This is a genomic window from Rhizobium sp. 01N424, assembly GCF_056399485.1.
Genome location: NZ_JBFTRK010000002.1, coordinates 150381 through 170572 on the forward strand (window position 1 = coordinate 150381; position 20192 = coordinate 170572).

Sequence of the window (20192 nt, forward strand, 5' to 3'; positions counted from 1 at the left end):
CGCGTGAAAACACCCGCACCCGAAACCTTCGAGGGCCAGATCCTGGCCCTCCTGCCCTCGCTGCGGCGCTACTCGCGAAGCCTCACCCGCTCCGACAGCGAAGGCGAGGATCTGCTCCAGGACTGCGTCGAAAAGGTCCTGGCCCGCCGTTCGCAATGGCGCGGCCTGAACCTGCGCGGCTGGGCGCTGACGATCATGACCAATCTCTACCGCAACGCCCGGCGCAACGGCCCTCGCCACATGACGGTGGAGCTCGATGCCGCCGAAAGCCTTCCCTCGCCCGCCGTGCCCTCCGATCCGCTGGAGCGCGCCAGGCTGGAGGATGCGCTGAACGGGCTTTCGGAAGAAAACCGCGCCGTGCTGATGCTTGTGGTCGTCGAGGGCTACACCTACAGCGAGGTCGCGACCGCCCTCGATATCCCCATCGGCACCGTGATGTCGCGCCTGTCGCGCGCGCGCCAACGGGTCGCCGAGAGAATGAAAGCCGATAATGTGATTACGCTTCGGAGACCGAAATGACCGAATCCAACCCGACCGTGACCGAAGCGGATCTGCATGCCTATGCCGACGGCCAGCTGCCCGAAGCCGAGCAAGCCCGCATCGAGGCATGGCTGAAGGACAATCCCGAGGAAGCGGCAGCCGTCGCCGAATGGAAATCGCAGAGTGCCGCCATCCAGAAAATGTTCGGCCCCTATGCCGTTGCCAAGCCCAATGACGTCCTGCTCGTCACACCGCGCAACGCTCGCCCGTCATGGCCGCGCCGCGCCGCGATCGCCGCCTCCATTGCCGCCATATTCGCGGCAGGTGCGGTGAGCGGCCACTATGGCCCCGCGCTGTTCGAAAAGCCGCAACTGCAGCTCACCGCCTCCGAGACCTTGCCGCAGCAGGCGCAGAACGCCTTTCTCGTCTATGCCAGCGAAGTCCGCCATCCCGTCGAAGTCTTTGCCAACGAGGAGGCGCATCTCGCCACCTGGCTCGGCAAGCGGCTGGCGATCCAGAACCTGAAGGTACCCGACCTGCAGACGCTAGGTTTCCACCTCGTCGGCGGCCGTCTGCTGCCTGTCGATGGCAAGCCGGGCGCGATGTTCATGTATGAGGATCAGGGCGGCGAACGTCTGACGGTTCTGGTCGGGCGCAATGCCGGCAACCACACCACCAGCTTCCGCTTCGCCTCGGCCGATAATCTCGAGACCTTCTACTGGATCGACGGCGAGCTCGGCTATGCCGTGACCGGCGAGATATCGCGTAACCAGCTGCGGCAAGTGGCCGAGGAATGCTACCGGCAATTCCCGTCCTAAACTTCAGCGCAGCGGATCGTTGGCAAGCTCGATCGGCCTGCCATGCGGCGTCGCCTCGGCGGCGCGCTGCCAGCTCTGCTGCAGCGACAGGATCGTCTCACCGTCCGTGACGCCCTTGCTGGCGAGGATATGCGAGAGCGCCGCCACCCAGCAGTCGAAATAATCGCTGCCATCGATGGCGCGGCCGGGCTGGTGCAGCTCGGCAGACAGCGTCTTCGCCCATTCGCTCCAGGTGAACAATCCGCGCTGGTGCAGATGCACGGTCATCGCGAAGGCTTCGGCTGCCCAGGGTTCGGGAAAGACCGGATCGCCCTCGGCCGATTTCGGCAACTGCGGCGAGTCCCGCAGCGGTGACATGTGATCACACTGGCTCAAGATAGCTCTCCCAGGCGTCGATCGACACCATCAGCGACGGATCTGCGCCCTCGCCCCAGATCTCTCTGCCATCGAAAACAACGGTGTAGATCCATTGCGGGTTCTCGCCTTTTCCATGCGCATGATCGTCAGGAAAGACGAAGGAGCCCTGCACCGCCTCGACGACACCGGTCTTTGCCCGGGCGTAGCGCGGCAGCCGCGTATGGGTCTCGGGATTGAAGTTTCGCGTCCGCACCCGTTGCCCGGCGGCGAATTTCGCGGGCGCATCGACCGGCCGGTCGCAGGGTGCGCCCTTGGCCAGCACACCCGCGACCATGTCGGCCTTCAGCACACGTTTCGGCACCGCGCCGTCGTCACGCTTGTGGCCTTTGGCGATCTCGTCCTGTGCCACGAAGCCGTGGCGTTCCAGCAGCACTTCGAGCGCCCGGGTCCATATCTCGTAATAGCTGGCCGACAGGTAATCGGCTGGCGGGATGCGCTCGCGCGCATGGCGGCTTTCATCGATCGTCCAGGCGCCGAAGGCACCGCAGGAAAGCACGACGCCAAGTGCCCGCTTTTCCCATTCCGCATGGAAATACGGCTCGTTCGGTTCTGGCGCCACCGGCCCGAAGCCCATCTGTCCGCCGAGATCGTGCGGCCCGTTCATGCGCAGGCTCCCGGAGCGGCCGCAATACCGGTGCCGATCATCGCGTCGCGGCTGACGAGGTCGGCCAGCGCCTCCTCGCCGAAACCATCGGTTCCCTCAGGACGTTCGGGAATCACGAGGTAACGCAGCTCCGCAGTCGAATCCCAGACGCGAATCTTCTTGTCTTCAGGCAGTGACACCCCGAATTCCGCCAGCACGCCGCGCGGATCGATGACGGCGCGCGAACGGTAGGCCGGTGCCTTGTACCAGACAGGCGGCAGGCCGAGCACCGACCAAGGATAGCAGGAGCAGAGCGTGCAGACGACGAGGTTATGCGTCTCGGGCGTGTTGAAGACGGCGCGCATATGCTCGCCCTGGCGGCCCGTGTAACCGAGGCTGGCAATCGCCGCCGTTGCATCGCGCTTCAGCCATTCGGAAAATTGTGGATCGCTCCAGGCCTTGGCCACGACCCGTGCCCCGTTGCGGGGACCGATCTTCGTCTCGTAGGTCTCGACGATGGCGTCGATCGCTGCCGGATCGATCAACCCTTTCTCGGTCAGCACCGTTTCCAGCGCCCGGACCCGCGCCTGCATGTCGGTATAGCGGTTGTCGTGATGGTGGTCGTGCCCATGATCGTGGTCATGGTGATGGTGATGGTCGTGATCATGATCGTGCAAGACGATGCCCTCCGCGATGTCGAACCCTGTTTAGGCCTTTGCGATCCAGCCGCCAAGCCACATCAGGCAAAACTCATTTCAGCATAGGCCAAAGGCTGAGCACCAGAAGCAAGGCCATGGTGATGTTGAACCATTTGAGCCTGGCCGGATCAGACAGCCAGTCGCGCAGCGCCGAGCCGAAACCGGCCCAGGTGGAAACGCTGGGCACATTGACCAGCGCGAAAGCCAGGCCGACGATCAGGACGCTGACGACATAAAAATCCGGGTTCGTGTAGGTCGCCATCGCCGTGACGGCCATCACCCAAGCCTTCGGATTGATCCACTGGAAAGCCGCGGCCGACAGGAAGGACATCGGCACAGCACTTGTCTTGCCCTCGCTCAGCGAGCGCGACGAACCGATCTTCCAGGCGATCCACAGCAGATAGGCGCCACCGGCAAACTTCAGCGCCGTATAGAGCGCCGGAACCGTATGGAGGACAGCACCGAGCCCCAGCCCGACGGCCAGCAGCAGCGACAGGAAGCCGGCGCCGATGCCCAGCATATGCGGGATCGTCCGGCGGAAGCCGAAATTCACCCCCGAGGTGAACAGCATCATGTTGTTCGGCCCCGGCGTGATCGATGTCGTGAAGGCAAACAGCACCAGTGCTGCGAACGTATCCAATGGCATTGCGTCCTCCCGGAAGGGCCGGTTTTTCGCGGCCCCTTATTTAGGTCAGTATAACTGTCCTAATTTTCCTGTTCTACCAGATCATTGTCACCGTGACAGGATTGCTTGAAAGATGGACTATCGGCGCAATCTCCTCAACTACATCAGGAAAGGCAGAGCCATGCAGGAAGACATCATCCCGGCCATCGCGTTCCCGGATGGCACCGAAGTCCCCGCCCTTGGCCAGGGCACCTGGAACATGGGCGAGCGCGCTTCCGAGGCCGACCGCGAGATAGTAAGTCTGAAGGCCGGCATCGAGCTCGGCATGACATTGATCGACACTGCCGAAATGTATGGCGAAGGCGGTGCCGAACGCATCGTCGGCCGCGCCATCAAGGGCCAGCGCGACAAGGTCTTCGTGACGAGCAAGGTCTATCCGCACAATGCCAGCCGCACCGGCACCATCGAAGCCTGCAACCGCAGTCTCTCGCGCCTCGGCATCGACCGGATCGACCTCTATCTGCTGCACTGGCGCGGCGAATATGCACTCACGGAGACGGTGGAAGCCTTCGAAGAATTGATGGACGCCGGAAAGATCGGTGCCTGGGGCGTCTCGAATTTCGATGCCGACGATATGGAAGAGCTCTTCTCGGTCCCAGGCGGCCGCAGATGCGCCGCCAATCAGGTGCTCTTCAATCTGGCGCGCCGCGGCATCGAATACGACCTACTGCCCTGGTGCCAGAAACACGGCGTCCCCGTCATGGCCTATTCGCCGATCGAGCAGGGGCGCATCCTGCACAATCCGGAGCTGATCCGTATCGCCAAGGCCAATCAGGCGACACCGGCGCAGATCGCGCTTGCCTTCGTGCTGGAACGCGACGGCGTCATCGCCATCCCCAAGACATCGAGCGCCGAGCGCGCCGCCGAGAACCGCGACAGCGTCACGTTCGATCTCAGCGATGAGGATTGGGCAGCACTCGACAAGGTCTTCCCGCCACCCGGCCGCAAGTCGTCGCTGGAGATGCTCTGACCGGCCGTGGCAAAATGAAAACGCCCGGGCCAAAGACCCGGGCGCTCTCGAATTTTGCCGATCAGCGTCAGGCTTACATGCCCTGCGCCCCGCGGTTCATCGCCGCAATGCCGGTGCGGCAGACCTCGATGAGGCCGAGCGGCTTCATCACCGAGACGAACTGGTCGATCTTCGAGGACTTGCCGGTGATCTCGAGAATGAAGTGATCGACTGTGGCGTCGACCACCTTGGCATGGAAAGCATCGGCAAGGCGCAGCGTCTCGGCACGTGCATCGCCGGAGCAGACGACCTTGATCAGCGCCACTTCACGCTCGATCGGCCGGTCCTGGCCGAGTTCGCGGGCCCGGACCGTCAGATCGACGACGCGGTGAACGGGAACGATGCGTTCCAGCTGCGCCTTGATCTGCTCCAGCACCTGCGGCGTGCCACGGGTGACGACGGTGATGCGCGACAGATGCGCCTGATGCTCGGTTTCGGAGACCGTCAGGCTCTCGATGTTGTAGCCGCGGCCGGAAAAGAGACCGATGACCCGGGCTAGGACGCCGGGCTCGTTGTCGACGAGGACCGAGAGCGTGTGGCTCTCGGCTGCGGCGGTTTCCGGCGAAATGAAGTAGGCGGAACCGGTCGGCTGTAGGTGTGCGTTCATTGTCTTCTTCCTCTACTTCAGATCAAACGAGCGCACGGCCCTTGGCATCGATGGCATTGGCGACCGCTTCGTCTGTCGCTTCGTCCGGCAGCAGCATCTCGTTGTGAGCCTTGCCCGACGGGATCATCGGGAAGCAGTTGGCGAGATTGGCAACGCGGCAATCGAAGATGACAGGCTTCTTGACGTCGATCATTTCCTGGATCGTCGCATCGAGCTCGCTAGGCTTTTCGCAACGCAGGCCAACGGCGCCGTAGGCTTCCGCCAGCTTAACGAAATCAGGCATCGCTTCGGTATAGGAGTTGGACAGGCGGTTGCCATGCAGCAGCTGCTGCCACTGGCGGACCATGCCCATATACTGGTTGTTCATGATGAAGATCTTGATCGGCGCCTCATACTGGATCGCCGCCGACATTTCCTGAATGCACATCTGGATAGAGGCATCGCCGGCAATGTCGATGACCAGGCTTTCCGGATGGGCGATCTGGACGCCGAGCGCTGCCGGCAGGCCGTAGCCCATCGTGCCCAGGCCGCCCGAGGTCATCCAGCGGTTCGGCTTTTCGAAACCGTAGAACTGCGCTGCCCACATCTGGTGCTGACCGACTTCGGTGGTGATGTAGGTGTCGCGATCCTTGGTCAGCTCGTAGAGCCGCTCCAGCGCATATTGCGGCATGATCACGTCGTTGCTCTTGGTGTAAGCGAACGAGTTGCGCGCGCGCCAGCGGTTGATGTCGGCCCACCAATCGGCGGTCTGGCTCTTCGCCGGCTTGTTCGGCAGCGCCCGCCACAGGCGGACCATATCCTCGAGGATGCTGCCGACGTCGCCACGAACAGGGATATCGGCACGGACATTCTTGTTGATCGATGACGGATCGATGTCGATATGGATTTTCTTCGAGTTCGGCGAGAAGGCGTTGAGGCGGCCGGTGATGCGGTCGTCGAAACGCGCGCCGATGCAGACCATGACGTCGCAATCATGCATCGCCATGTTGGCTTCGTAGGAGCCATGCATGCCGAGCATCTTCAGCCAGTTCTTGCCCGATGCCGGATAGGCGCCGAGGCCCATCAGCGTCGAGGTGATCGGGAAATCGGTGAGCTCGACCAATTCGCGCAGCAGCTTCGATGCTTCCGGACCGGAATTGATGACGCCACCACCGCTATAGATGATCGGACGGCGCGCCGTCGCCATCAGCTCGATAGCGGCGTGGATCTGGTTCAGATCGCCTTCGAGCTTGGGCTGATAGCTCTTCTGAATGATATGCGCGGATGGCGGCGTGTAGGTGCCGGTCGCAAACTGGATGTCTTTCGGAATATCGACCAGAACCGGACCTGGACGGCCCGACTGCGCGATGCGGAACGCCTCGTGGATGATCGCCGCCAGCTGGTTGACGTCCTTGACCAGCCAGTTGTGCTTGGTGCACGGCCGGGTGATGCCGACGGTATCGGCTTCCTGGAAGGCGTCGGAGCCGATCAGCGAGGTCGGAACCTGACCGCTGAGGCAAACGAGCGGAACCGAATCCATCAGCGCGTCCTGCAGCGGCGTAACGGCGTTCGTCGCACCCGGACCCGAAGTGACCAGCATGACGCCGACCTTGCCGGTGGAGCGCGCATAGCCTTCGGCCGCATGGCCGGCGCCCTGCTCGTGGCGCACCAGGATGTGCTTGATCTCGTCCTGCTGGAAGATCTCGTCATAGATCGGAAGCACGGCGCCACCCGGATATCCGAAGATATGCTCGACGCCATTGTCCTTCAGCGCCCGGAGTACGATCTCCGCCCCCGTCATCCGATTGCTGTCTGCCGTCTGGTTGTCCGTGCCCGTCATTTTTCTGTTCCGTTTTGACTGCTGGGATTGAAGTTTGTGGTCGGCAAGCCTGAATTTCAGGCATAAAAAAAGGCCCCTTAGGGAGCCTGTCATCTAGCGCATGGGTGGCTACCGCCGGATGGTTACACCATCCTGCCCATGCGCTTTCCCACCACAATAAGAATTGCTGCTATTTTCATGGGCGCAATTGATAGACAGAAAATTTCGTAGCGTCAACGCCAGCCGAAATAAAAAACCGTCCTGCTGGAAAGCCTCTCCTACAGGTTCTCACCCTCCAGAATTAAGGGCCGGAACCATTTGTTAAAAGATAAATCATATCTTTGTCCGCTAACGCAGGGAGTAGGCCGTTGCGCAACAACGACTTGCAGACGTCAGGTAAAGCCGGCGAGCATGACCGCCGCGATATGGGGAAACGGGGAAACCGCTTTCTCGGCCGTGTCGTCGCGTGCAGCGGATCCCGCACAACGATCGCCGCCATTGCCGAAGCCGGCGGCACTGATCTCACCGAACTCTGGTCCGTCGGACGGTTGATTTCGATCAGCGTCGGACGCAATCGCGTCGTCGCCCTCGTCTATCAGATGAATACCGGCTCCCACATGTGGGGTGAAGGCGAGGATAACGGCTTCAGCATCGAGGCCGAACTGCTGGGCGAAGTGCGCGTCGAAGAAGACGGACGCGAGGAATTTTCCACAGGCATCTCGCGCTACCCCTATCTTGGCGCCGTAGCCCACCGCATCCGCTCGGCTGACCTGATGCGGATCTACGATGCAGGCGTAGGTACCACCGCTGTCATCGGCAATCTGACCCAGGACGAAAGCATCGACGCGGCGATCCACGTGCCCTCGATGCTGTCGAAGCATTTCGCCGTCGTCGGCTCGACAGGCGTCGGCAAGTCGACCGCCGTTTCGCTGCTGCTCAACAAGGCGATCGAAGCCGATCCGAAGCTGCGCGTGCTGATCCTCGACCCGCACAACGAGTTCGCAGCCGCCTTCCCCAAACATTCCGTCGTCATCGACACCGATACGCTCGACCTGCCCTTCTGGCTGATGCGGCTGGAGGAATTCGCCGAAGTGGTCTTCCGCGGCCGTCCGCCGGTTCCCGAAGAGCTGGACATGTTGCGCGACATCATGCCGGACGCCAAGCGCGCCTTCCGCGGCAGCGACAGCTCGCTGGTGCGCCGCACGACGGAAAAGAGCTCGATCACCGCCGATACGCCGGTTCCCTATCGCATGGCCGATCTGCTGGCGCTGATCGACGAACGCATCGGCCGCCTGGAAGGCCGCGCTGAAAAGCCGTTCCTGCGATCCTTGAAGATGCGCATCATCGCGGCGATCAACGATCCGCGCTATCACTTCATGTTCTCCAACAACACGATCTCCGACACGATCACCGAGACCGTGGCGCAGATCTTCCGCATTCCGGGCGAAGGCCGCCCGATCTGCACCTTCCAGCTTTCCGGCATTCCCTCCGAAGTCGTGAACTCGGTCGCCTCGGTACTCTGCCGCATGGCCTTCGAAGTCGGCCTCTGGAGCGAGGGCGCGATCCACATGCTGGTTGTCTGCGAAGAAGCACACCGCTACATACCGGCAGACCCGACGCTCGGCTTCGTGCCGACTCGCCAGGCGATCGCACGTATCGCCAAGGAAGGCCGCAAATACGGCGTCTCGCTCGGGATCATCACCCAGCGCCCCGGCGAGCTCGACCAGACGATCCTGTCGCAGTGCTCGACGCTGTTTGCCATGCGTCTTGCCAACGACCGCGACCAGGAAATCATTCGCTCGGCGATCCCGAACTCGTCGATCTCGACGACAAGCTTCATCTCCTCGATCGGCAATGGCGAGGCCATCGCCTTCGGCGAGGCGATCAGCGTTCCGATGCGCATGCGCTTCTCGCGCGTGCCGGAACACCTGCTGCCAAAAGCCAATGGCGCCACGGCCAAACATTCGGACGATGATCCGGATACCGTCGACCTGCGCAAGATCGTCAGCCGTATGCGCGCCGTCAGCGGCGCTGCAGGGCCTGACATCTCATCATTCCAGAATAGCTTCAGCGCCGCGATGCAGAGCGACATGTTATTCGACGACGAGGAGCCGCCGGAAGGGCAGCCCTATCCGCAGCCGGTCACAGCACCCCCGATGTCGCCGTCCGATCCTTACCGGCCGGATATGCTGCCCCGAGCCTACGCATCTCAGGATCAGCAGCCCGCAGCCGCCGGATCGATCGACAGCCGTCTTGAAGCGCTGCGGCGCGAGATACGCCGCGAAGAGGCCAGCCAGCCCCGCGCGTTCGGCAACCAGGAACCGGCCCCGTCGATCCGCCGGGAGCCCGGAACATCGCCATTGCGCGAAAGCATTCTCAAGAAGCCGCTGAGCAGCCTCTACAAGAAGGACTGATTGCTTAGGCGGCACCCGAAAGCCGCGACCAGCTCTCGTCCATCTGATTGCGGAACCAGGTCATCTGGCGCTTCGCATATTGGCGCGTCGCAGCCGAGCCCTTTTCGATCACCTCGGCGCGAGTCATCTGGCCTTCGAACATCGCGGCTATCTGTGAAACGCCGATCGCCTTCATGACAGGCATTTCGGCAGGAAGCCTCAACGCCAGCAGCGCCCTCACCTCGTCTTCGGCGCCCTGCTCCAGCATCTTTTCGAAACGGCCGTTGATGCGCTCATGCAGGACCGCACGATCCGGCAGCACGACGATCTTCTCTGCGGCATCAGGATCGACGATGACTGGTCCGGCCTTTCCCTGGAACTCCGCGATCGACCGTCCCGTCGCCTCGAAGACTTCGAGCGCCCGGACAATCCGCTGGCCATCGACCGGATTGAGGCTCTCGGCCATCGGCGGATCCCTGGATTGCAAGGCCGCGTGGAGTGCTGCTGGCCCCTCCTCGTTCAACTGCCGCCTGAGCCGCGCCCGGATCGCATCGGGAATTTCGGGCATATCGGAGAGCCCTCCCGTCAGCGCCTTGAAATAGAGCCCCGTGCCTCCGACGAAAACCGGCATCAGCCCCCTGCTCTGCAGCTCGGGAAGCAGCGCCGTGACGTCGCGCAGCCAGGCACCGGTCGAATATGCCGCGCCCGCCGGCACATGCCCGTAGAGATGATGCGGTACGCCTTCCATATCCTCGCCGGACGGACGGGCGGTCAGCACTCTCAGCGTGTCATAGACCTGCATGCTGTCGGCGTTGATCACGACGCCGCCATGCTGCTTTGCCAGCTTCACGGCAAGCGCGGACTTGCCGCTGGCGGTTGGCCCGGTTATCAGGATCGCACTCGTTGTGCTCAGAAGGTTTTCCATATGGCTCTCGTTGCCACGCTTGTTGCCAATCCGTCAAACCCCGTTCTGTCACCGGCGCTTGCCGAGAAGGCGCATGACAGCGTCAGCGCAGCCGGTCTCTACTGGCTGGCAGACGGAATTGCCTGCGATATCGCCCTTCGCGACGGCTCGAATGCAGCAGAGGCGGAGGCCGCGATCCGCGCTGTCATCGGCAGTGAGCCTGTGGATGTGGTGGTGCAGGAAGCCGAGACCCGCCGCAAGAAACTGCTGATCGCCGATATGGATTCGACGATGATCGGTCAGGAATGCATCGACGAGCTCGCCGCCGAAGTCGGCCTCAAGGACGAGGTCGCGGCCATCACCGCCCGCGCCATGAACGGCGAGATCGCCTTCGAACCGGCACTGCGCGAGCGCGTGGCGTTGCTGAAGGGCCTGCCAATTTCCGTCGTCGATGATGTCATCGCCAAGCGCATCACGCTGACTCCGGGCGGCCCGGAACTGATCGCCACGATGAAGGCCAAGGGCTTCTACACCGCTCTCGTCTCCGGCGGCTTCACCGTCTTCACCAGCCGCATCGCCGCCACCCTCGGTTTCGACGAGAACCGCGCCAACCTGCTGCTCGAAGAGAACGGCACCCTGTCAGGCTTCGTCGCCGAACCGATTCTCGGCAAGCAGGCCAAGGTCGATGCGCTGAACGACATCGCCGAAAAGCTCGGCATTTCGCCCGAAGAAGCGATGGCGGTCGGTGACGGCGCCAACGATCTCGGCATGATCCATCTCGCAGGCTCCGGCGTTGCGCTCCACGCCAAGCCGGCCGTCGCCGCCGAAGCGAAGATGCGGATCAACCACAGCGATCTCACCGCCCTGCTCTACATCCAGGGCTATCGCAAGACGGATTTCGTCACGCCATGACCGGGACCATCCTCACGACAGAGCGCCTGATAATCCGCAACTGGCGTGAGGAGGATCGCGAACTCTTCCACGAGATCAACTCCGATCCTGATGTCATGGAGTTCTTTCCGAAGCGGCGCAACCGCGCGGAATCGGACGAATTTTTCGACTATGCTCAAAGAATGATCGCCGAAACCGGCCTCGGCTTTTACGCTCTGGAACTGACGGCCACCGGCGAAACGCTCGGTTTCTGCGGCATCGTGCGGACCTCGCATGAGCCGGCGATCCCTGACGGTACCGTCGAAATCGGCTGGCGGCTGGCAAAGCGCCATTGGGGCGCGGGCTATGTGAGCGAGGCCGCAACGGCACTGCTCAAACACGGCTTCGAAAACCACGGTCTCAAGGAAATCGTCGCCTTCACCGTCCCGCAAAACCGCCGCTCCCGCGCCGTAATGCAGCGCATCGGCATGACTCACCGCCCCGAGCGCGATTTCAATCACCCGAAGGTCCCGGACACAGCGCCACAATTCGTGCGCCATGTCCTTTATGCCATCAGCGCGCCCGAGCGCGGCTAGGCTCTTACTCCATCGGTACGGCGATGAAGCGCAGGTCGCCGTTGGCGGCGGCGATCATCATCTGGGCGTTACGGCGGCCTTCCTGCTTCAGCGACTGAACCTTGGCGGCGACCGCATCCGGTGACTTCATGAATTCCTGCGCCACCTCGACGATCACGTCGCCGGGCTTCAGGCCCTTTTCGGCAGCAGCCGATCCGTGCGTCACTTCGGTCACAACGACGCCATCGACGCTCTCGGCGATGTTGAAGGTCTTGCGGATATCGGGGTTGAGCTGCGACAGCGACAGGCCGAGCACGTTCTTCGGCAATGCCGCATCCGGCGCCACCTGACCCTGCTGGTCCGTCTGGCCCTGATTGCCCTTGGCATCCGGTGCCTTGTTCTCCGTGCCCTTGTTGTCGGGCGACGGTTGAGCCTGACCGCTATCCGGCTCGTCCATATCGTCGTTTTCGCCAGGATCGGGGTTGATCACGCCGCCATCCGAAGAGCCGCCGCTATCGCCGCTCGCCGCGGCAGCCTGATCGCTATCCTCCAGACGCCCGAGCGTCACCTTGACGGTCTGCTCCTTGCCGTCGCGGAGCACCAGGACATCGACTTCCTTGCCGACAGGGCTTTCGGCAACGACACGCGGCAGATCGCGCATCTCGTTGACCGCCTTGCCGTCGAATTTCAGAATTACATCGCCGGCCTTGATCGAGCCGTTATCGACAGGTCCGCCCTTGATGACGCCTGCGACAAGCGCGCCCTTGGCGGCATCTAGGCCGAGGCTGTCGGCGACGTCGTCGGTCACAGGCTGTATGCGAACGCCGAGCCAGCCGCGCCGCGTCTCGCCATATTCGCGCAGCTGCGCCACAACACCCGAAGCGAGCTCCGACGGCACCGAGAAGCCGATGCCGATCGAGCCGCCGCTCGGCGAAATGATCGCCGTGTTGATGCCGATGACTTCGCCCTTCATGTTGAACAGCGGACCGCCGGAATTGCCCTTGTTGATCGCCGCATCCGTCTGGATGAAGTTGTCATAAGGGCCGGCATTGATGTTGCGGCCGCGGCCGGAAATGATACCGACCGTCACCGAGCCGCCGAAGCCGAACGGGTTGCCGATCGCCATCACCCAGTCGCCGATGCGCATGCCGCTGGAATCGCCGAACTTGACGAATTTGAGTGGCGCCTTCGGCTCGACCTTCAAGACGGAAAGGTCGGTCTTGGTATCCGTACCGATGAGCTTGGCCTTCAGCTTCGTGCCGTTGGCGAAGTTGATTTCGATGTCGTCGGCACCTTCGATGACGTGATTGTTGGTGACGATATAGCCGGCCGGATCGATGACGAAGCCGGAGCCGAGCGAGCTGACATTGTGGTTGCCGCCGCCCTTGCCGCCCTGCTGCTTGTTGAAGAAGTCGTTGAAGAATTCCTGAAACGGCGAACCATCGGGCGCGCGTGGCGCAGGGCCTGCCCCTTCGTCGCCCTTCACGTTCTGCGATGTCGAGATGTTCACGACGGCATCGAGAAGGCCTTCAGCAAGATCGGCGACGGAAGCCGGGCCATTCACCGGCGGCGTTCCCTGGGCTGCAACGGAGCCGGCAAGACCGATATTGGCAAGAAGGGCAGCGCCGGCCAGGAGAGCGAGCGATCGTCTGAAGGTCGGGCGTGTCGTGGGGGCCATCAAGCTTCCTCATGTCGGGTCAAAGCGGCAGTCTGACCACCAACATAGGGCGGAATGATGGAGCGTGAAATCACCTTTTCGCGAAATCCCGCGCAATCTCAACTTAGCGTCTCAGAAGCCAGACGAAGCCGACACCAAGGCCAATCGCGGCCAGCCCGAAGGCACGAATCTGCTGCTCGGGTATCGAGGGCAGAAGCTTGGACATGCGCACAAGAAAACGAGGGGCCAGTGCATAGACCAGCCCCTCGATGATGAGAAAGAATGCAAGTCCCGTCAGGAAATCCTGCATTCTTCTATTGTCAGTTTGCCGGTGCGGCAGGTGCTGCCGGAGCCGGAGCGGCCGGCGGTACCGACGGCACACCGGTCGAGCTGTCGAAGTAGCGGAAGAACTCCGAATTCGGCGACAGAACCAGCGTCGTATCCTGCGACGAGAGTGCCGAGGAATAGGCCGACATCGAGCGGTAGAACTCGAAGAACGACGGATCCTTGCCGAAGGATTCGGCGAAGATCCGGTTGCGTTCCGCATCGCCCTGACCGCGCAGGATCTCGGAATCACGCTGCGCTTCCGCAGTGATCTCGACAACCTGACGGTCGGCGACGGCGCGGCGGCGCTGACCTTCTTCGTTACCCGAAGCGCGGATACGCTCGGCTTCGGCCAGACGCTCGGAGCGCATGGCGTTGTAGGTGTTCGGCGCAACCTCCGGCGAAAGATCGGTACGGCGGATGCGGACGTCGTCGATGTTGAGGCCGAGGTTTTCGGCATCGATCCGGAGATCGTCACGGATCTCCAGCATCATCGCAACGCGCTCTTCGGAAAGAGCGGCGTTGTAGTCACGCAGACCGTAGACGCGGCGCAGCGACGAATCGAGCTGGGCGCGAAGGCGTGCTTCGGCAGCCTCGCGGTCGCCCGAAACCGTTTCGCGGAAGCGGCGGACATCGGCGATGTTGTAGATGACGAAGGCGTCGACATCGAAGGTCTGGCCGTCCTGCACCTGTACACGGATGTTATCGAGGTCGAGGCGAAGGGCTTGCTTCTCGACATACTGGACGCGGTCCGCATCCATGAAGGCGAACGGCAGCTTGAAATAGAGGCCCGGCTCGGTCTTGACCGACTGGATCTGACCGAAGCGGACGACGATCGCCTGCTCGCGTGCATTGACCACGAAGACCGACGAATAGACGATGAAGAGGATGACCGCGAGCGCGATCAGCACCGCGGGAAGTTTATTGGATGTCATGGCTCAACCTCCCTGCTGTGCCGGTTTGCCGATTTCGTTGAGCGGCAGGTAGGGTACGACCCCCTGCTTCTCGTCGATGATGACCTTCTTCGAATTCTTCAGCACCTGTTCCATGGTTTCCAGGAACAGACGCTTGCGCGTCACATCAGGGGCCTTCGCATATTCGTCGTTGATCGAAGTAAAGCGCTGCGCTTCACCTTCGGCTTCCTTGACAACACGGTCCTTGTAGGCGGCGGCGTCTTCGCGGATTTGAGCCGCCTCGCCTCGCGCCTGGCCGAGCCGCTGGTTGGTGTAGCGGTTTGCCTCTTCGATCGTGCTGTCGCGGTCGCGGCCTGCACGCTGCACTTCTTCGAAGGCATCGGAGACTTCACGCGGCGGAGCAACGTTCTGGATGGTCACGCCGGTGACAGTGATACCCGCCTTGTAGCGGTCCATCGTTCCCTGCACGATATTGAGAACATCGGTCTCGATCGGCTGACGGTTGCTGCGGAATGCGTCCTGGGCCGGGCGGCGTCCGACGATTTCGCGCATCGCGCTGTCGGAAACCTGCTGCAGCGTCTCTGCCGGGTTCTCGACGTTGAAGAGATAGGCCTTCGGATCGCTGACCGTGAAGAACACGGCGAACTGCACGTTGATCACACTGCGGTCACCCGAGAGCATCAGGCCGCTCGAGGATGCAGAGGATGTGGCACCGATATTCTGCTGCTGCACGGTGACCTTGACCGTTTCGACCGTTTCAAGCGGCCAGAAATGGAAATGCAGGCCCGGCATCGAAACTTCCTGCTTCGGCTGACCGAAACGCAGTTCCACGCCACGCTCATCTGGCTGGACGATGTAGATGCACTGGAAAATCCAGAACGCCACAAGGATCGCAACGACGATCAGTGCCACGCCGCCGTTAAAGCCGCCAGGTACGATCTTGCCGAGCTGATCCTGCCCGCGGCGAATGATGTCTTCGAGATCTGGCGGACCGCCCTTGCCCCCACCACCGCCTTTTGGACGGTTCGGGCCCTGCCCCCATGGTCCCTGATTATTGTTGTTACCGCCGCCGCCGCCCCATGGGCCGCCGCCGCCATTCTGATTGCTCCAGGGCATCAAAACCTCTTTGTTCGTTGAACTCCCGATCGCATAATGCCCGCGGGGGCGGCAGACGGTAAGCGATTGTGACCGTTATAGGTATCGCCGCCCCTGCTTTCAACGCGACATGCAGGACTTGGTGTTCTTTCTTGGAAAATAATTCGTTATCAGCCGTTACAGCGCTCGTAGACGACGTAACGCGTCGGATAGTTGTCCTTTTCGCCGGCGGGCACGTCGAGTGTCTCGACCGGCTTCCACAATGACGCGTCGATCGCAGGAAAGGACGTGTCGCCCTCGACCTCGGTCTCGACATGCGTGATGCACAGGCGATCGGCAATCGCCATCGACTGCGCATAGATCTCGCCACCGCCGGCGATGATGATCTCGCTGCCGCCGCTGGCCCGCGCCAAGTCTTCGGCAATAGTGACAGCCTCGGCAAGCGACTGCGCCATCGTCACGTCAGGGTGGTCGATCTGCGCCTGTCTGGAGATCACCACATGCGGACGACCCGGCAGCGGCTTGCCGCCAATAGACTCATAGGTCTTGCGGCCCATGACCAGCGGCTTTCCCGAGGTCAGCGCCTTGAAGCGTTTCAGATCGGTTGACAGCCGCCATGGCATATCGCCGTCCCGGCCGATGATACCGTTTTCGGAAACCGCAACAACGATTGTCTTCACGATGCCAGACATAGCCGCCCCTCTGCACTGATTGCCGAGCGCGACACCTAACCGCTTCTCAAAAGGAAAGCTAGCCGACCGCCCGCCCGGCTATCGCCTGCTGCGGATGCGGATTGCCGAGCCAGATGACGGCGACGCGGTCGCCCGTCTGCTTGGCAAGATACATGTAGTTGTCAGCCCGCTTGACGAAGGAAGCCGGCGTATCCGACGGCTCGAGCAGCGCGACGCCAACGGCCGCGCCGACTTCGGTAATGGCGCCGTCGATGGCAATCGGCTTGAAGATACGCTCCGCGGCGTCGTTGACCGTATGGCGCACATCATGAATGAGCACCGGATCGACCTCGATCAGCACGACGAACTCGTCGCCGCCGATGCGGGCGATGAAGTCGTTGGCCCTGAAACTATCGCGGAAGCGGCTGGCGAGCGTGCGGATCACCTCGTCTCCGGCGCCATGCCCGAGCCGGTCGTTGACCGCCTTGAAACCGTTGAGATCGATGAAAGCGAGCGCCATCGCCTTGTCGGCAGCACGCGCTGCTGCGATCTGCTCGGCAAGCGTCTCGTCGAAACAGGCCCGGTTCGGGAGCCCTGAAAGCGCATCGGTGCGCGCCGACGCCCGGAGCGCCAGTTCGATCTCGCGCTGATGGCGCACGCGGGCCGAGACATCCATGATCACTTCGACATCGAAGGAGACGCCGTCGACGATCGTTCTCTGCGCGGAAATCAACGTCGGGATGATCGTTCCGTCGGCATGGCGGATATCGACTTCCTCGAGGACATAGGCGCCCTCTTCGGCCAGCATACGGTGGCGCCGGTCGCGTGCCGGGTTGTCGATCGCAGCCCCATCCGAGGTCAGCTTCTTGCCGCTGATCTCTTCCCACTTCAGGCCGGTCAACTTCAGATAGGCATCGTTGACCTTCGCGTAGCTCGAGGTCCTCGTGTCGCTGGTGGTGATTGCCATGGCAATCGGCGCAAACTCGAACATGCGCATCAGCATCGACGAAAGAACGTCTGGAGGAAGGAGGTCAGTATCGTCCATAAAAGCCCCGGGAGCTTCACCTAAGCGGGCGAAAATAACCGAGATCTATTAAGATCTTACTGATGGAATGCCGCCGATTTTCAGACATTGCTGCAAAGTGACGTTTTCCGTCGCGGATGCGGCCTGTTCTTGCCTGAAGTTGCGAAGCCTCAAACGGCGATCGGCGCCTTGATGTTGGCATCGGCGTCATAGCCGACGAGTTCGAAGTCCTCGAACCTGAAGCCGAAGATATCCTTCACATCACGCTTGATCAGCATCCGCGGCAGCGGCTTCGGATCCCGCGTCAGCTGCAGCTTGGCCTGCTCGAAATGGTTGTGATAAATGTGTGTGTCGCCGAGCGTGTGAACGAACTCGCCGTATTTCAGCCCGGTCACCTGTGCCACCATCATCGTCAGCAGCGCGTAGGAGGCGATGTTGAAGGGTACGCCGAGAAAGACGTCCGCGGAGCGTTGATAGAGCTGACAGGAAAGCTTGCCGTCGGCGACGTAAAACTGGAACAGGCAGTGGCACGGCGGCAGCGCCATGTTGTCGACCTCGGCAGGGTTCCAGGCCGAGACGATATGGCGGCGCGAATTCGGGTTCTTGATGATGCCGTTCACCAGATTGACGATCTGGTCGATATGGCCACCGTCGGGCGCCGGCCAGGAGCGCCACTGGGCGCCATAGACAGGCCCGAGGTCACCGTTCTCATCGGCCCATTCGTCCCAGATCGAGACGCCGTTTTCCTTGAGGTAGCGGATATTCGTCTCGCCCTTCAGGAACCACAGAAGCTCGTGGATGATCGAGCGCAGGTGCAGTTTCTTCGTGGTCAGGACAGGAAAGCCGTCGTCGAGATCGAAGCGCATCTGATATCCGAAAACGGAGCGCGTGCCGGTACCGGTCCGGTCGCCCCTGTCGGTGCCCTTGTCCATCACATGGGTCAAAAGATCGAGATATTGCTTCATGGCCGCCGGCGACTCCGTTTCCGCCAATATTTAAGCTCTTCCGGGCGTGAAACCAACCGCCGCCGCTGAATTATCCAGCCATTTCCGCACCGTCTGCGATGGTTCTGTGACGAAGCCTCTTCCCATGCTGTCAGGAAAACACTATATCAACCCTTGCCGGTCTTCGGACCGGATATGGCGATAAATGAGCGGTGTAATAAACCTATTGGACCCGGGGGCGGTACCCGGCGCCTCCACCAAAAACAGCCGGTTGGCGACTGCTTTTGATGGGGGCGAAATAGGATCGACAAGGGTGTAAAGATCGTCTTTTTGCTCGGCATGATACCGCCGTTATCGGGTCACAAGTGTAGTTGCAAACGACAACAACGCTAAGGAATACGCTCTCGCTGCCTAACGGCGGTGCGGGAATTCCGCTCCAAGTCCTCTAGGTTAGCCCCTTGAGGCGGGGTCCGAAGGCACCTGGCAACAGAAGCCTTCACCTTCTCCCTGCTATTGAAATCATGTATGCTTCTCATCAAGCATGACTCGGAGCGAGACTTTCGCAGGGCGGCCAGACATGGCATATATCCCTGAGAAAAGACTCCCGAACCAACGAAAGACAGGAAAAGCATGGGGCAGGACCACATCCGCTACGACATTCTGGCACAGGACGCGCTTCGTGGCGTCATCCGTAAGGTTCTGTCTGAAGTCGGAACGACGGGCCGCCTCCCCGGCGACCATCACTTTTTCATCACCTTCCTGACCGGCGCTCCCGGCGTGCGCATCTCGCAGCACCTGAAGAGCAAATATCCGGAACAGATGACCATCGTCATCCAGCACCAGTTCTGGGATCTGAAGATCACCGAATCGCTGTTCGAGATCGGCCTGTCCTTCTCCGACGTTCCGGAAAAGCTGGTTATTCCGTTCAACGCCATCCGCGGCTTCTACGATCCCTCGGTGAATTTCGAGCTGGAATTCGACGTGCCGCTGGCCGATGGTGAAGAACTGCCGGAAGCCGAGATCACCGCCTATCCGGTTGCGGCCGAAAAGAGCGAGGAAACCCCGGCGGCCGCCCCTGCCGAAGGCGGCGAGGAGAAGAAGCCCGGTTCCGTCGTCTCGCTCGACGCATTCCGCAAGAAGCAGTAATCCGAAGGGAAGCAATCGCTTCCCTTTTTTCATTCCGGCCCATTTCCTTTGCAGATGGAGGCACGCCGTGAGCGCCGAAATCGTCAATCTCCGCCAGTTCAAGAAGACGCAGGCCCGTTCCGAAAAAGACAGGCAGGCCGAGCAGAACCGCATCAGCTTCGGCCGAACCAAGGCTGAGAAGCAGCTGACGAAGGCGCTGAACGACAAAGCCGAAAAGACGCATAGTGACGGCCGGATCGAAAAGGACGGCGGCGAAGAGCGCTGAAAAACCGTCTCACGCCAGCCATTTATCCTGGTCTCCTGAATCAATATCTCAAGCAAGCACCGAAACCGGACGATGATCCGCAAGCATTCCGCAACGCTTCATGGCCACCGCACCAGCTTCTCGCTGGAAGACGAATTCTGGTCTGAATTGAGAATGATCGCCGCGGCCCGCTCGATACCGCTTGCCGCCCTGATCTCCGAAATTGACGACGGCCGCGATTCCGAGAGCAACCTCTCCTCGGCATTGCGGCTACATGTCCTGGCATGGCTGAAGGCGCGGTAGATTTGGCGAGGTCGTTGCCGCACCCGTGGGCGC

23 protein-coding genes and 1 other RNA gene are annotated in these 20192 nt (G+C 61.5%); 10 read left to right on the forward strand and 14 right to left on the reverse strand.

What is annotated here, in order from left to right:
* The first annotated feature begins 3 nt into the window (after positions 1-3).
* On the forward strand, positions 4-519 hold the full coding sequence (locus tag AC1DNK_RS06460; RefSeq protein WP_477940092.1) for an RNA polymerase sigma factor: 516 nt from the start codon (positions 4-6) through the stop codon (positions 517-519).
* Positions 516-1298 (forward strand): anti-sigma factor family protein, encoded by a 783-nt coding sequence (locus tag AC1DNK_RS06465; protein ID WP_477940093.1) that lies wholly within the window; start codon positions 516-518, stop codon positions 1296-1298. The genes AC1DNK_RS06460 and AC1DNK_RS06465 overlap by 4 nt, the downstream gene beginning before the upstream one ends.
* A 3-nt stretch (positions 1299-1301) precedes the next feature.
* Here AC1DNK_RS06465 and AC1DNK_RS06470 read toward each other — a convergent pair whose 3' ends face one another.
* The 4 genes from AC1DNK_RS06470 to AC1DNK_RS06485 form a co-directional block, all read right to left on the reverse strand.
* On the reverse strand, positions 1302-1655 hold the full coding sequence (locus AC1DNK_RS06470) for a nitrile hydratase accessory protein (protein ID WP_477940896.1): 354 nt from the start codon (positions 1653-1655) through the stop codon (positions 1302-1304).
* Positions 1656-1659: 4 nt separating this feature from the next.
* A complete protein-coding gene (gene nthB, locus AC1DNK_RS06475) occupies positions 1660-2319 on the reverse strand; it encodes a nitrile hydratase subunit beta (RefSeq protein ID WP_477940095.1) in 660 nt (219 codons plus the stop codon).
* Positions 2316-2975 (reverse strand): nitrile hydratase subunit alpha, encoded by a 660-nt coding sequence (nthA, locus tag AC1DNK_RS06480; protein WP_477940096.1) that lies wholly within the window; start codon positions 2973-2975, stop codon positions 2316-2318. Before nthA ends, nthB begins: the two co-directional genes overlap by 4 nt.
* Positions 2976-3048: 73 nt before the next feature.
* On the reverse strand, positions 3049-3642 hold the full coding sequence (locus AC1DNK_RS06485) for a LysE family translocator (RefSeq protein WP_477940097.1): 594 nt from the start codon (positions 3640-3642) through the stop codon (positions 3049-3051).
* Between the two features lie 160 nt (positions 3643-3802).
* Here AC1DNK_RS06485 and AC1DNK_RS06490 point away from each other — a divergent pair, with 160 nt between their 5' ends.
* Positions 3803-4651, forward strand: a complete 849-nt coding sequence (locus AC1DNK_RS06490; protein ID WP_477940897.1) for an aldo/keto reductase — start codon at positions 3803-3805, stop codon at positions 4649-4651.
* Positions 4652-4724: 73 nt separating this feature from the next.
* Here the strand turns inward: AC1DNK_RS06490 and ilvN are convergent, their stop codons facing one another.
* Together ilvN and AC1DNK_RS06500 are read right to left on the reverse strand one after the other, a co-directional pair.
* Positions 4725-5297 (reverse strand): acetolactate synthase small subunit, encoded by a 573-nt coding sequence (ilvN, locus tag AC1DNK_RS06495; protein ID WP_477940098.1) that lies wholly within the window; start codon positions 5295-5297, stop codon positions 4725-4727.
* A gap of 22 nt (positions 5298-5319) precedes the next feature.
* Positions 5320-7116 (reverse strand): acetolactate synthase 3 large subunit, encoded by a 1797-nt coding sequence (locus AC1DNK_RS06500; protein ID WP_112387038.1) that lies wholly within the window; start codon positions 7114-7116, stop codon positions 5320-5322.
* A 347-nt stretch (positions 7117-7463) separates the two neighbouring features.
* On the opposite strand from AC1DNK_RS06500, the gene AC1DNK_RS06505 reads away from it, so the two are divergent.
* A complete protein-coding gene (locus AC1DNK_RS06505) occupies positions 7464-9509 on the forward strand; it encodes an ATP-binding protein (protein WP_477940099.1) in 2046 nt (681 codons plus the stop codon).
* A 4-nt stretch (positions 9510-9513) separates the two neighbouring features.
* On the opposite strand, the gene miaA is transcribed toward AC1DNK_RS06505, so the two are convergent.
* Positions 9514-10413, reverse strand: a complete 900-nt coding sequence (miaA, locus tag AC1DNK_RS06510) for a tRNA (adenosine(37)-N6)-dimethylallyltransferase MiaA (protein WP_477940100.1) — start codon at positions 10411-10413, stop codon at positions 9514-9516.
* Here miaA and serB point away from each other — a divergent pair, their 5' ends adjacent.
* Together serB and AC1DNK_RS06520 are read left to right on the forward strand one after the other, a co-directional pair.
* On the forward strand, positions 10414-11304 hold the full coding sequence (gene serB, locus AC1DNK_RS06515; RefSeq protein ID WP_477940101.1) for a phosphoserine phosphatase SerB: 891 nt from the start codon (positions 10414-10416) through the stop codon (positions 11302-11304).
* Positions 11301-11858 (forward strand): GNAT family N-acetyltransferase, encoded by a 558-nt coding sequence (locus AC1DNK_RS06520; RefSeq protein ID WP_477940102.1) that lies wholly within the window; start codon positions 11301-11303, stop codon positions 11856-11858. The genes serB and AC1DNK_RS06520 overlap by 4 nt, the downstream gene beginning before the upstream one ends.
* Positions 11859-11862: 4 nt before the next feature.
* Here AC1DNK_RS06520 and AC1DNK_RS06525 read toward each other — a convergent pair whose 3' ends face one another.
* The 7 genes from AC1DNK_RS06525 to AC1DNK_RS06555 all read right to left on the reverse strand — a co-directional run bounded on the left by AC1DNK_RS06525 (position 11863) and on the right by AC1DNK_RS06555 (position 18487).
* Positions 11863-13515: a Do family serine endopeptidase gene (locus AC1DNK_RS06525; protein WP_477940103.1), complete on the reverse strand. Its 1653-nt coding sequence runs from the start codon at positions 13513-13515 to the stop codon at positions 11863-11865.
* Between the two features lie 103 nt (positions 13516-13618).
* Positions 13619-13804, reverse strand: coding sequence for a DUF2065 domain-containing protein (locus AC1DNK_RS06530; RefSeq protein WP_112515930.1), 186 nt, complete (start codon positions 13802-13804; stop codon positions 13619-13621).
* Between the two features lie 10 nt (positions 13805-13814).
* Complete coding sequence (hflC, locus tag AC1DNK_RS06535; RefSeq protein ID WP_112515929.1) at positions 13815-14753, reverse strand: protease modulator HflC; 939 nt, start codon at positions 14751-14753, stop codon at positions 13815-13817.
* 3 nt (positions 14754-14756) lie between these two features.
* Positions 14757-15848 carry an FtsH protease activity modulator HflK gene (hflK, locus tag AC1DNK_RS06540; protein WP_112387030.1) on the reverse strand — a complete coding sequence of 364 codons (1092 nt, stop codon included), beginning with the start codon at positions 15846-15848 and terminating at the stop codon, positions 14757-14759.
* 149 nt (positions 15849-15997) lie between these two features.
* Positions 15998-16519 (reverse strand): dihydrofolate reductase, encoded by a 522-nt coding sequence (locus tag AC1DNK_RS06545; RefSeq protein WP_477940104.1) that lies wholly within the window; start codon positions 16517-16519, stop codon positions 15998-16000.
* A 58-nt stretch (positions 16520-16577) separates the two neighbouring features.
* Positions 16578-17543, reverse strand: a complete 966-nt coding sequence (locus tag AC1DNK_RS06550; protein ID WP_477831257.1) for a GGDEF domain-containing protein — start codon at positions 17541-17543, stop codon at positions 16578-16580.
* Between the two features lie 149 nt (positions 17544-17692).
* Entirely contained in the window at positions 17693-18487 is a 795-nt protein-coding gene (locus tag AC1DNK_RS06555; protein ID WP_477940106.1) for a thymidylate synthase, read from the reverse strand.
* A gap of 115 nt (positions 18488-18602) precedes the next feature.
* Here AC1DNK_RS06555 and ssrA point away from each other — a divergent pair.
* The 4 genes from ssrA to AC1DNK_RS06575 all read left to right on the forward strand — a co-directional run bounded on the left by ssrA (position 18603) and on the right by AC1DNK_RS06575 (position 20159).
* Positions 18603-18967, forward strand: a transfer-messenger RNA (tmRNA) gene (gene ssrA / locus AC1DNK_RS06560).
* 129 nt (positions 18968-19096) lie between these two features.
* Positions 19097-19612, forward strand: a complete 516-nt coding sequence (locus tag AC1DNK_RS06565) for an SspB family protein (RefSeq protein ID WP_112387028.1) — start codon at positions 19097-19099, stop codon at positions 19610-19612.
* A gap of 67 nt (positions 19613-19679) precedes the next feature.
* The gene (locus tag AC1DNK_RS06570) at positions 19680-19877 is read left to right on the forward strand and encodes a DUF4169 family protein (protein WP_112387027.1); all 198 of its coding nucleotides are present in this window, start codon (positions 19680-19682) and stop codon (positions 19875-19877) included.
* A 72-nt stretch (positions 19878-19949) separates the two neighbouring features.
* A complete protein-coding gene (locus tag AC1DNK_RS06575) occupies positions 19950-20159 on the forward strand; it encodes a ribbon-helix-helix domain-containing protein (RefSeq protein ID WP_112387026.1) in 210 nt (69 codons plus the stop codon).
* The last annotated feature ends 33 nt before the right edge of the window (positions 20160-20192 follow it).

Coding starts and splice junctions, on each gene's coding strand:
- hflK (WP_112387030.1), bottom strand. CDS start 15,848: ATGCCCTGGAGCAATCAGAATGGCGGCGGCGGCCCATGGGGCGGCGGC.
- nthB (WP_477940095.1), bottom strand. CDS start 2,319: ATGAACGGGCCGCACGATCTCGGCGGACAGATGGGCTTCGGGCCGGTG.
- ilvN (WP_477940098.1), bottom strand. CDS start 5,297: ATGAACGCACACCTACAGCCGACCGGTTCCGCCTACTTCATTTCGCCG.
- AC1DNK_RS06470 (WP_477940896.1), bottom strand. CDS start 1,655: ATGTCACCGCTGCGGGACTCGCCGCAGTTGCCGAAATCGGCCGAGGGC.
- AC1DNK_RS06530 (WP_112515930.1), bottom strand. CDS start 13,804: ATGCAGGATTTCCTGACGGGACTTGCATTCTTTCTCATCATCGAGGGG.
- hflC (WP_112515929.1), bottom strand. CDS start 14,753: ATGACATCCAATAAACTTCCCGCGGTGCTGATCGCGCTCGCGGTCATC.
- miaA (WP_477940100.1), bottom strand. CDS start 10,413: ATGGAAAACCTTCTGAGCACAACGAGTGCGATCCTGATAACCGGGCCA.
- AC1DNK_RS06490 (WP_477940897.1), top strand. CDS start 3,803: ATGCAGGAAGACATCATCCCGGCCATCGCGTTCCCGGATGGCACCGAA.
- AC1DNK_RS06550 (WP_477831257.1), bottom strand. CDS start 17,543: ATGGACGATACTGACCTCCTTCCTCCAGACGTTCTTTCGTCGATGCTG.
- AC1DNK_RS06555 (WP_477940106.1), bottom strand. CDS start 18,487: ATGAAGCAATATCTCGATCTTTTGACCCATGTGATGGACAAGGGCACC.
- AC1DNK_RS06575 (WP_112387026.1), top strand. CDS start 19,950: ATGATCCGCAAGCATTCCGCAACGCTTCATGGCCACCGCACCAGCTTC.
- AC1DNK_RS06565 (WP_112387028.1), top strand. CDS start 19,097: ATGGGGCAGGACCACATCCGCTACGACATTCTGGCACAGGACGCGCTT.
- AC1DNK_RS06500 (WP_112387038.1), bottom strand. CDS start 7,116: ATGACGGGCACGGACAACCAGACGGCAGACAGCAATCGGATGACGGGG.
- AC1DNK_RS06520 (WP_477940102.1), top strand. CDS start 11,301: ATGACCGGGACCATCCTCACGACAGAGCGCCTGATAATCCGCAACTGG.
- AC1DNK_RS06465 (WP_477940093.1), top strand. CDS start 516: ATGACCGAATCCAACCCGACCGTGACCGAAGCGGATCTGCATGCCTAT.
- AC1DNK_RS06525 (WP_477940103.1), bottom strand. CDS start 13,515: ATGGCCCCCACGACACGCCCGACCTTCAGACGATCGCTCGCTCTCCTG.
- AC1DNK_RS06485 (WP_477940097.1), bottom strand. CDS start 3,642: ATGCCATTGGATACGTTCGCAGCACTGGTGCTGTTTGCCTTCACGACA.
- AC1DNK_RS06545 (WP_477940104.1), bottom strand. CDS start 16,519: ATGTCTGGCATCGTGAAGACAATCGTTGTTGCGGTTTCCGAAAACGGT.
- serB (WP_477940101.1), top strand. CDS start 10,414: ATGGCTCTCGTTGCCACGCTTGTTGCCAATCCGTCAAACCCCGTTCTG.